Origin of the sequence: Bacillus sp. S4 (assembly GCF_040838205.1) — a bacterium.
GTDB lineage: Bacteria > Bacillota > Bacilli > Bacillales > Bacillaceae_G > Bacillus_A > Bacillus_A cereus_U.
On the sequence record NZ_JBFPJI010000116.1, the window covers coordinates 1 to 10,556 of the forward strand.

Here is a 10,556-nt window from a genome sequence, read left to right on the forward strand (position 1 = left end):
TTATTACATCGGTAACAGTATAGGAAACTTATCATTATAAAATAAATTGAAATCTTCTAAAAACTCTGATACATTGAAATAGAGAAATGTAGTTTCACAGTATTGTAAAGGCTTACAGTTATGTGCACGAAGATCTATTAGGATTGGAGGAAATAATGATGAAAGCTGAAGAAAAATTTTCCCCGGGATTAGATGGTGTAGTAGCAGCGGAGACGAAAATTTCGTTTCTTGACACAGTAAAAGGTGAAATTGTAATTCAAGGGTATGATTTAATCGAACTCTCAAAAACAAAAGAGTATTTAGACATTGTGCATCTTTTATTAGAAGAACAGCTACCGAATGAGGATGAAAAAGCAACAATTGAAAAGAAATTAAAAGAAGAATATGCAGTGCCGGAAGGTGTATTTAATGTGCTAAAGGCATTGCCTAAAGAAACGCATCCTATGGATGGGTTACGTACAGGTGTGTCAGCATTAGCTGGTTACGATAGTGATATCGAAAACCGCTCGTTAGAAGTGAATAAAAGTCGAGGGTACAAGCTTTTAAGTAAAGTGCCAAATATCGTAGCGAATAGCTATCATATTTTAAATAACGAGGAGCCAATTCAGCCCCTTCAGGAATTGTCATATAGTGCGAATTTCTTCTATATGTTAACTGGTAAAAAACCAACTGAACTTGAGGAAAAGATCTTTGATCGTTCCCTTGTATTATATAGTGAACATGAAATGCCAAACTCTACATTTACAGCTCGCGTAATTGCATCAACACAATCGGATTTATACGGCGCTTTAACAGGTGCAGTTGCATCTTTAAAAGGAAGTTTACATGGTGGTGCAAATGAAGCGGTTATGTACATGCTTTTAGAAGCTGGCAATGTTGAGAAATTTGAAGAACTATTACAGAAGAAACTTTATAACAAAGAAAAAATCATGGGCTTTGGACATCGCGTATATATGAAGAAGATAGATCCAAGAGCACTTATGATGAAGGAAGCTTTAAAACAGCTTTGTGATGTAAAAGGCGATTATACACTATATGAAATGTGTGAAGCTGGAGAGAAGATTATGGAGAAGGAAAAAGGCATTTATCCGAATCTTGATTACTATGCTGCTCCAGTATATTGGATGCTTGGTATTCCAATTCAACTTTACACACCAATCTTCTTTAGTTCTAGAACAGTAGGGTTATGTGCACACGTAATTGAGCAACATGCGAACAATCGTTTGTTCCGTCCACGTGTAAATTATATTGGCGAGCGACATGCATTTAGTAAATAAAAACAACTGGGGAGTTGTTAGCGCCGCCCGCCAGATGGGTGTTTGACCGACACCCATCATTAATAATAACGAATTTTCGACAGAAAGGGAAGAATAGTATGATTAAAACAAATGAAATTAAACAAAAAGATGCATTATTAGAAGAAATTACGGATTATGTATTAAATAAAGAGGTTACAAGTGCAGAAGCATTCAGCACTGCTCGCTACGTATTACTTGATACACTTGGATGCGGAATTTTAGCGCTACAATATCCAGAGTGTACAAAATTATTAGGACCAGTTGTACCAGGAACAATCGTGCCAAATGGTACACGCGTACCAGGTACGTCATATGTACTTGATCCAGTAAAAGGCGCATTTAATATCGGATGTATGATCCGTTGGTTAGACTATAACGATACTTGGCTTGCAGCAGAATGGGGACATCCATCTGATAACTTAGGCGGAATTTTAGCAGTAGCAGATTATATTAGCCGTGTTCGTATTTCAGAAGGAAAAGAACCATTAAAAGTACGTGAAGTACTAGAAATGATGATTAAAGCACATGAAATTCAAGGTGTACTTGCTTTAGAAAACAGCTTAAACCGTGTTGGTCTTGACCATGTATTATACGTAAAAGTAGCAACAACTGCGGTAGTTGCGAAAATGCTTGGCGGAACGCGTGAAGAAATCTTTAATGCATTATCACATGCGTGGATTGATAATTCTAGTCTTCGTACATATCGTCATGCTCCAAATACTGGTTCACGTAAATCATGGGCAGCAGGAGATGCGACGAGCCGCGGTGTTCATCTTGCAATGACTGCTCTAAAAGGTGAAATGGGTTACCCAACAGCATTATCTGCGCCAGGATGGGGATTCCAAGATGTATTATTTAATAAGCAGGAATTAAAATTAGCAAGACCACTAGAATCGTATGTAATGGAAAATGTATTATTCAAAGTGTCATTCCCAGCAGAGTTCCATGCACAAACAGCTGCAGAATGTGCTGTGAAATTATATCCTGAAATTAAAGAAAGATTAGAAGAAATTGATCGTATTACAATTACAACTCATGAATCAGCAATTCGTATTATCGATAAAGAGGGACCATTAAATAACCCAGCTGATCGCGATCATTGCTTACAATACATTACGGCAATTGGTTTATTAAAAGGAGATATCGTTGCGGATGATTATGAGGATGTAGCAGCGAATGATCCACGTGTAGATGAATTACGTAATAAGATGGTTGTTGTTGAAAACAAACAGTACAGTTTAGATTACCTTGATCCGAACAAGCGCTCAATCGCCAACGCTGTTCAAGTTCATTTTAAAGATGGTACTGTAACAGAAAATGTGGAATGTGAATACCCACTTGGCCACCGTTTCCGTAGAGACGAAGCGATTCCAAAAGTTGTTCAAAAATTCACTGCAAATATGGCAGGTCATTATTCTAGTAAGCAACAAGAAAAAATTCATGAAGTTTGTCTAAATGAAGAAAAACTAGAAAATATGAATGTAAACGAATTTGTAGATCTATTCTTAATTTAATAATAGGGGGAATTTAGAATGGCTTGGGTTGTGAATAAACAGTCAACACAAGAGGAGCTTGCGAATCGCTTCCGAGCTTTAGTAGAAGCAAATGAAATTTTACAAATTCCAGGTGCTCATGATGCAATGGCGGCTCTTGTTGCGAAAAATACAGGTTTTTCAGCTCTTTATTTATCGGGAGCTGCTTATACTGCAAGTAAAGGGCTACCAGATTTAGGAATCGTGACATCTACTGAAGTAGCAGAGAGAGCAAGGGATCTAGTAAGAGCTACAGATTTACCAGTTCTTGTTGACATTGATACAGGATTTGGTGGAGTACTAAACGTAGCGAGAACAGCTGTAGAAATGGTGGAAGCGAAAGTTGCGGCTGTTCAGATTGAAGATCAACAATTACCAAAGAAATGTGGACATTTAAATGGTAAGAAACTTGTTACTACAGAAGAATTAGTTCAAAAAATTAAAGCGATTAAAGAAGTTGAGCCAAGTTTATATATTGTAGCACGCACAGATGCTCGCGGCGTGGAAGGATTAGATGCAGCGATTGAAAGAGCGAACGCATATGTAAAAGCAGGGGCAGATGCGATATTCCCAGAAGCGCTTCAATCGGAAGAAGAATTCCGTTTATTTACTAGCAAAGTGAATGCACCTTTACTAGCAAATATGACTGAGTTCGGGAAAACACCATATTATAGTGCAGAGGAATTTGCGAATATGGGCTTCCAAATGGTAATTTATCCTGTAACTTCACTTCGTGTTGCTGCAAAAGCATATGAGAATGTGTTTACGCTAATTAAAGAGACAGGTTCTCAAAAAGATGCACTTTCTAATATGCAAACGAGAAGTGAGTTATATGAAACAATTTCATATCATGACTTTGAAGACTTAGATACTGGAATTGCAAAAACAGTATTATCTGAAGATCAATAGGTAGAAGGACTTAGGCGATGAGAATACATCTTTGGCAAAACGAACTGCTTGATGTGAAAAATCATCGCCTTCTGTTTTCAATAGTAAGATATTCCACTCATCGTAGACGAGCATATGCAAAAAGCAATGAAGGCCGAAATGATAGGGGGATTCAGATGGAGAAAACGAAGTTACCATGGGATGAATTTTTTTCACTCAATAAAGATGTGAATAATACTTTCTTTACACCAGAAGATTTTTCAGGGGATGAAGATTTAATTGCAAAAACGACAGAACAATTCGTTAAACAAGAAATTGTCCCACAAATGGAGAATATTGAACAACATAACTATAAAGTTTCTCGTCAATTATTTGAGAAAGCTGGGGAACTTGGATTATTAGGCATTGAGGTACCAGAAGATTATGGTGGATTCGAGTTAGGAAAGGCTGTCTCAGGTCTTGTAGCAGAGAAAATGGGTTACGCTGGTGCATTTAGCGTTTCTTTTAATATACACGCCGGTGTAGGTACATTGCCTTACATATATTACGGAACGAAAGAACAGAAAGAAAAATATTTACCGAAAATCGCATCGGGAGAATGGATTGGGGCTTATGCTTTAACTGAGCCAAATGCTGGTTCTGATGCATTAAGTGCAAAAACGAGTGCAGTATTGAATGAAGAGGGTACTGCTTGGAAGTTGAATGGTGAGAAGCAGTGGATTACAAATGCTCATATGGCAGACGTATATGTTGTTTTTGCGAAGACAAATAAAGGAATGACAGCGTTTATTGTCGAAAGAACATGTGAAGGTGTATCAATAGGATTAGAAGAAAAGAAGATGGGGATTAAAGGTTCTTCAACAGCGACGCTTATTTTAGAAGATGTTGTCATTCCCGCTGAAAATGTTTTAGGGGAAGTTGGGAAAGGGCATCACGTAGCTCTTAATATTCTTAACTTCGCGAGACTAAAACTTGCTTTTGGAAATATTGGAACAGCAAAACAAGCAATTGGTTTGTCAGTTCAATATGGAAAGGAACGAAAGCAGTTCCAAACAGAATTAGTAGATTTTACGATGATTCAAGAGAAAATTGCAAATATGATTATTTCTACATATGGAGCAGAAAGTGCAGCTTACCGTACAGCGGGTGTAATTGATGAAGCAATTCATGAGAGTGATGAAGATCTTATGAAAAAAATGTCCCAATTTGCAATTGAATGTGCACTTAATAAAGTAAATGCTTCTGAAACACTTGGCAATATTGTAGATGAGGCTGTACAAATTCATGGTGGATACGGTTATATGCAAGAATACGAAGTAGAACGTTTATATCGTGATGCTAGAATTAGCCGTATTTTTGAAGGAACGAACGAAATTAATAGATTAACAGTTGCTAAAATGTTAATGAAACAATTTGAGCAAATTGAAGATCATGTAGTAGAAAGTGATATATCAAATGTAGAAAGAAACCATCGTTACATTTTATTATCGAAAAAATTGTTGAAACAATCTTTGAAAACGCTCTCTAAAACTCCGGACTTAAAAATTGATCAGGAGCAAGAATATTCACGTGTACTATCAAATATGTTGACGGACGTGTACGTCATGGAATCAGCATTTTTACGTACGAGGAAAGCAGTTAGTAAAAATGGTGAGGAAAAAGAGCGTACGAAGCAAATGATAACAGATGTTATTTGTGAAGAAGGATATCGTAAAGTAGAAGAAGCTTCGATTTCCATTCTTTCAGCAGCTGTCACAGAAGAACAAAATAGACAAGAAATATTAGCTGAAATCCGTCAATTATTAGTGCCTTTATACTCGAACTTATTTACGAAAAAGAGAGACATTGCGAAAGTTATTATAAATCGCGGGAAATATATTGTGTAAATAGGAGGAAAGCGATATGAAAAAGATTGGTTTTATCGGTTTAGGTAACATGGGTCTTCCAATGTCTAAAAATTTAGTTAAATCGGGCTACACAGTATATGGAGTGGACTTGAATAAAGAGGCTGAAGCTTCCTTTGAAAAAGAAGGAGGAATTATCGGCTTATCAATCTCAAAACTAGCAGAGACATGCGATGTGATTTTTACAAGTTTACCTTCACCTCGTGCTGTGGAAGCGGTATATTTTGGGGAAGAAGGATTATTTGAAAATAGCCACTCGAATGTAGCTTTAATTGATACAAGTACAGTATCTCCACAATTAAACAAACAATTAGAGGAATCGGCGAAGGAAAAGAAAGTAGACTTTTTAGCAGCACCTGTTAGTGGCGGGGTAATTGGTGCAGAAAACCGTACATTAACGTTTATGGTTGGTGGATCGAAAGAAGTATATGAAAAAACTGAATCTGTCATGGAAGTACTTGGAGCGAATGTTTTCCATGTTAGTGAGCAGATTGATAGCGGTACAACTGTTAAATTAATTAACAATCTATTAATTGGTTTTTATACAGCTGGCGTGAGTGAAGCTTTAACATTAGCGAAAAAGAACAATATGGATTTAGATAAAATGTTTGATATTTTAAATGTAAGTTACGGTCAAAGTAGAATTTATGAGCGTAATTATAAAAGTTTCATTGCATCAGAAAATTATGAGCCTGGCTTTACTGTAAATTTATTGAAGAAAGATTTAGGATTTGCGGTAGAGTTAGCTAAAGAAAGTGAACTTCACTTACCAGTAAGTGAGATGCTATTAAACGTATATGAAGAAGCGAGTGAGGCAGGATATGGTGAAAACGATATGGCTGCTTTATATAAGAAAGTTAGCGAACAATTAATTTCTAATCAAAAATAGTGCACATATAAAAACCATGATAAAAAAGGAGAGAATATAATGATTACAACTGAAATTAAACGAGTGAAAAATCATATTAATGGCGAATGGGTAGAATCTACTGGTACGGAAGTAGAAGCGGTTCCGAATCCGGCAACTGGAAAAATCATCGCTTACGTTCCACTTTCTCCAAAAGAAGATGTTGAAAAAGCTGTTGAAGCGGCAAAAGCGGCATATAAAACATGGTCTAAAGTGCCAGTTCCAAATCGTTCAAGACAACTATACAAATATCTACAACTGTTACAAGAAAATAAAGATGAGCTTGCAAAAATCATTACGCTAGAAAACGGTAAAACGCTAACGGATGCAACTGGTGAAGTACAGCGTGGTATTGAAGCGGTAGAACTTGCAACATCAGCACCAAATTTAATGATGGGACAAGCCCTTCCGAATATTGCTAGTGGAATTGATGGATCGATTTGGCGCTACCCAATCGGAGTTGTTGCTGGTATTACACCGTTTAACTTCCCGATGATGATTCCGTTATGGATGTTCCCACTTGCAATTGCTTGCGGTAATACATTCGTATTAAAAACATCTGAAAGAACACCACTTTTAGCTGAGCGACTTGTAGAGTTATTCTATGAAGCTGGTTTTCCAAAAGGGGTATTAAATTTAGTACAAGGCGGAAAAGATGTTGTAAATAGTATTTTAGAAAATAAAGATATTCAAGCAGTTTCGTTTGTTGGCTCTGAGCCAGTGGCACGCTACGTATATGAAACTGGTACAAAAAATGGTAAACGTGTACAAGCGTTAGCAGGTGCGAAAAACCATGCGGTTGTTATGCCAGATTGCAACCTTGAGAAAACAGTACAAGGTGTAATTGGGTCTGCGTTTGCAAGTAGTGGAGAGCGCTGCATGGCATGTTCAGTAGTAGCAGTAGTTGATGAAATTGCTGATGAATTCATTGATGTATTAGTAGCAGAAACGAAGAAGTTAAAAGTAGGTGACGGTTTCAACGAAGATAATTATGTTGGACCATTAATCCGTGAATCTCATAAAGAACGTGTGTTAGGCTATATTAATAGTGGTGTAGCAGATGGAGCAACTTTACTAGTAGATGGCCGTAAAATCAATGAAGAAGTTGGAGAAGGTTACTTTGTTGGTGCAACAATCTTTGATGGCGTAAATCAAGAAATGAAAATTTGGCAAGATGAAATTTTCGCTCCGGTATTAAGTATTGTAAGAGTAAAAGATTTAGAAGAAGGTATTAAGCTGACAAATCAATCGAAATTTGCGAATGGTGCTGTTATTTATACATCAAATGGTAAACACGCACAAACATTCCGAGACAATATTGATGCTGGTATGATTGGTGTAAACGTTAATGTTCCAGCACCAATGGCATTCTTCGCATTTGCAGGAAACAAAGCTTCATTCTTTGGAGATCTTGGTACAAATGGTACGGATGGCGTTCAATTTTATACACGTAAAAAAGTTGTAACTGAGCGCTGGTTTTAATAAAGTGAAATGATAATGAGTGGGGTGCATTCCCACTCATTATAAAAATAATGCAAACGAAAATACACTACTCATAATGGAGTAGTGTATTTTCGTTTGCATTGTGTTAACTATTTCTTTCAAAGGCTAATTTAATACCAAACCCAATTAAGACGATTCCTGTAATCCCTTGAATATAACGCTGTGTCTTCGGCTTTTTCATAAAAGCACTAATTTTATCAATTAAAAATATATAAAAAGCAAACCAAATGACTGTTAAAATGAGATAAGTAAGTCCCATAACGAGAAGTTGTATAAATGTATTATGATTTGGATTTAAAAACTGCGGTAAAAAAGTTAAAAAGAAGACTGCAACCTTAGGGTTTAGTAAATTTGTAAGAAAACCTTGGCGAAAGCAAGAAGTATGTTTATTGTCATTATTTATTGGAACGTCATTTGTATTTAAGTCTTCTGTGTTTCTTACTGCTAAAAGGGCTTTAATACCAATATAGACTAAATATACAGCACCAACATATTTAAAAATAGAAAATAAAAGAGCAGACTTTACAATAAGTGCTGAAAGACCAATTACAGCAGCTAAAGTGTGAATTAAAAGCGCAACACAAGTACCAAAAACAGTTTTTACGCCGCCGATTTTGCCAGCAACCAATGTGTTTTTCGTAGCCATTGCTGTATCAGGACCGGGTAGAATAATAAGACATATAGACATAATAATAAACAGAAAAAAATTTTCCATAATGTTATCCGCCTTCCTTTATTGTTTTTAGAAAATTCGATTAACGTTAGTTTAACATACATTTTAGTTAAATAAAATTAAATTATATTTAAAATTATTTAACTAAAAAGAAGAGGCCATATAGAGTAGCTGAGAGTGAGCTACAATATATGACCTCTTTGTTTAGGCGTTAAGTAAGTTAAAGAATCGATTTACATCTTCTTCTGAAACATCACTTAAGTGTTTATATTTATAATTTGGATTTTGGTCTTTATCAACTACAACGGAGCGTACTCCTTCAAAGAAATCTTCATGTCGCATGAAATTTTTAGCGAGTATAAGATCTGTCGCAAAACATTCTTCAACTGACTTTTCTTGGCCATCGATAAACTGTTTTAATGTTACCTTTAATGAAACAGGCGATTTTGATAATAACTGTTCTTTCGTTGTTTGGGAAAATGGACTTTGATTTTTCTCTAAAGATTGAATGATTCCTTCAATTGTATCGAATGCAAAATGCGAATTAATTTCTTCTAATAAAGAAGAAAGATTGCCATCTAAGTTTGGAGCGGTTGCAAATGTACGAATAACTTCTTTTAACTGAGTATGTACATCTTCTTTTTTCCAATTTACATTTTCAAGTTCGGTAAGGAAATTTGGTAATGAATCTGATGTCATAAAGTAATCAGCAGCGTTAATATATAATACATCAGGAGCTTTTAAAATGGATGCTGTTAAAGCAACATATCGGCCAGTATATCCAGGCGCTTTATTTAAGAAATAAGCAGCACCGACATCAGGGAAGAAACCGATGTTCATTTCAGGCATTGCCCACTTCGTACGCTCTGTTACAATTCGATACGTAGCTCCATTTGTCAGACCGACACCACCGCCCATTACGATTCCATCTAAACAAGCGATAATTGGTTTTTTGTATTGATAAATAAATGTATCAATTTCATATTCTTCTTCAAAAAACTGCTCTGCATGTTGTAATGCAACTTCGTTAGAACGTGCTTCGTATAGCGTTTTAATATCACCACCTGCACAAAAACCTTTCGTCCCAGCTCCTTTTAAAACGATGAGTTCAATACGCTCATCTTGTTCCCATTCTTTAAGTTTTTGCCCAATTGGCTGTAACATGTCATAGGATAAAGAATTGAGTGCTTTTGGACGGTTTAAAGTAATTGATGCAACGCCGTTTTCGCTAACAGAAAATAAAACGTGTTCAGTCATTATAAATCCCCCCTTACTTATCTTCTTATTCTTATTTCTTGATACATGCTGAAATGTCCTCTATAATTTTTGTCTAAATTAGGTGCTTAATGTTATTATTTATTGCATATTTTGACGAGTTATATTTGCAGGATTTCAGAGAATGAAGAGGAATATTACAACATTACTGTAAGTGCTATTATTTGAAAATGTCGTGTTGAAGGCGCTATTATATGTATAACTTAAATTGAGTTAGTATACGTGGCGTAACAATACATTAAAGAGTGGATGTAGAAAAGATTAAAAGGCTGAATTATCTAACTTTTAAAGAGTGTGGGGTTTGTATATAATTAGAAATAGAGAAAGGAGAGATCGGAATGCCAGGACCTTTACTATTGTCGGTTATTATTTTGTCATCTCTTATGGTAGGAATTACACAGTATTTTCATCATACAGATACGACAGAAGAAGTGAAGGATAAGGTACGTCTCGTGTTTCCGATTTTTATAATATCTATTTCCATATGTTTGTTATTAAATAAAGATGGGTATGTTGTGGCCGTATTCGCGTTTTTTGTAGCGATTGTGTTAATAACTGTATTGTACTACGTTATGA

At 35.8% G+C, this 10,556-nt stretch carries 9 protein-coding genes; 7 read left to right on the top strand and 2 right to left on the bottom strand.

Annotation, left to right across the window (positions count from 1 at the left end):
• Positions 1 to 155: 155 nt before the first annotated feature.
• From mmgD to AB3X48_RS12910, 6 genes are all read left to right on the top strand, one after another.
• Positions 156 to 1,277 (top strand): citrate synthase, encoded by a 1,122-nt coding sequence (gene mmgD, locus AB3X48_RS12885; RefSeq protein ID WP_002202097.1) that lies wholly within the window; start codon positions 156 to 158, stop codon positions 1,275 to 1,277.
• Between the two features lie 98 nt (positions 1,278 to 1,375).
• The gene (gene prpD, locus AB3X48_RS12890; protein WP_002157934.1) at positions 1,376 to 2,812 is read left to right on the top strand and encodes a 2-methylcitrate dehydratase; all 1,437 of its coding nucleotides are present in this window, start codon (positions 1,376 to 1,378) and stop codon (positions 2,810 to 2,812) included.
• A gap of 18 nt (positions 2,813 to 2,830) precedes the next feature.
• Positions 2,831 to 3,739 (top strand): methylisocitrate lyase, encoded by a 909-nt coding sequence (gene prpB / locus AB3X48_RS12895; RefSeq protein ID WP_002157933.1) that lies wholly within the window; start codon positions 2,831 to 2,833, stop codon positions 3,737 to 3,739.
• Positions 3,740 to 3,894: 155 nt separating this feature from the next.
• A complete protein-coding gene (locus tag AB3X48_RS12900) occupies positions 3,895 to 5,604 on the top strand; it encodes an acyl-CoA dehydrogenase FadE (RefSeq protein WP_033714149.1) in 1,710 nt (569 codons plus the stop codon).
• A gap of 16 nt (positions 5,605 to 5,620) precedes the next feature.
• Complete coding sequence (locus AB3X48_RS12905) at positions 5,621 to 6,511, top strand: NAD(P)-dependent oxidoreductase (RefSeq protein ID WP_016104779.1); 891 nt, start codon at positions 5,621 to 5,623, stop codon at positions 6,509 to 6,511.
• A gap of 39 nt (positions 6,512 to 6,550) precedes the next feature.
• On the top strand, positions 6,551 to 8,011 hold the full coding sequence (locus AB3X48_RS12910) for a CoA-acylating methylmalonate-semialdehyde dehydrogenase (protein WP_002127280.1): 1,461 nt from the start codon (positions 6,551 to 6,553) through the stop codon (positions 8,009 to 8,011).
• A gap of 106 nt (positions 8,012 to 8,117) precedes the next feature.
• Here the strand turns inward: AB3X48_RS12910 and AB3X48_RS12915 are convergent, their stop codons facing one another.
• Positions 8,118 to 8,750 carry a LysE family translocator gene (locus AB3X48_RS12915; protein WP_087947231.1) on the bottom strand — a complete coding sequence of 211 codons (633 nt, stop codon included), beginning with the start codon at positions 8,748 to 8,750 and terminating at the stop codon, positions 8,118 to 8,120.
• 159 nt (positions 8,751 to 8,909) lie between these two features.
• Positions 8,910 to 9,962 (bottom strand): enoyl-CoA hydratase/isomerase family protein, encoded by a 1,053-nt coding sequence (locus AB3X48_RS12920; RefSeq protein WP_016104780.1) that lies wholly within the window; start codon positions 9,960 to 9,962, stop codon positions 8,910 to 8,912.
• A gap of 356 nt (positions 9,963 to 10,318) precedes the next feature.
• On the opposite strand from AB3X48_RS12920, the gene AB3X48_RS12925 reads away from it, so the two are divergent.
• Positions 10,319 to 10,556: hypothetical protein (locus AB3X48_RS12925; protein ID WP_367959643.1), on the top strand; the 238-nt coding region annotated here is incomplete at its 3' end.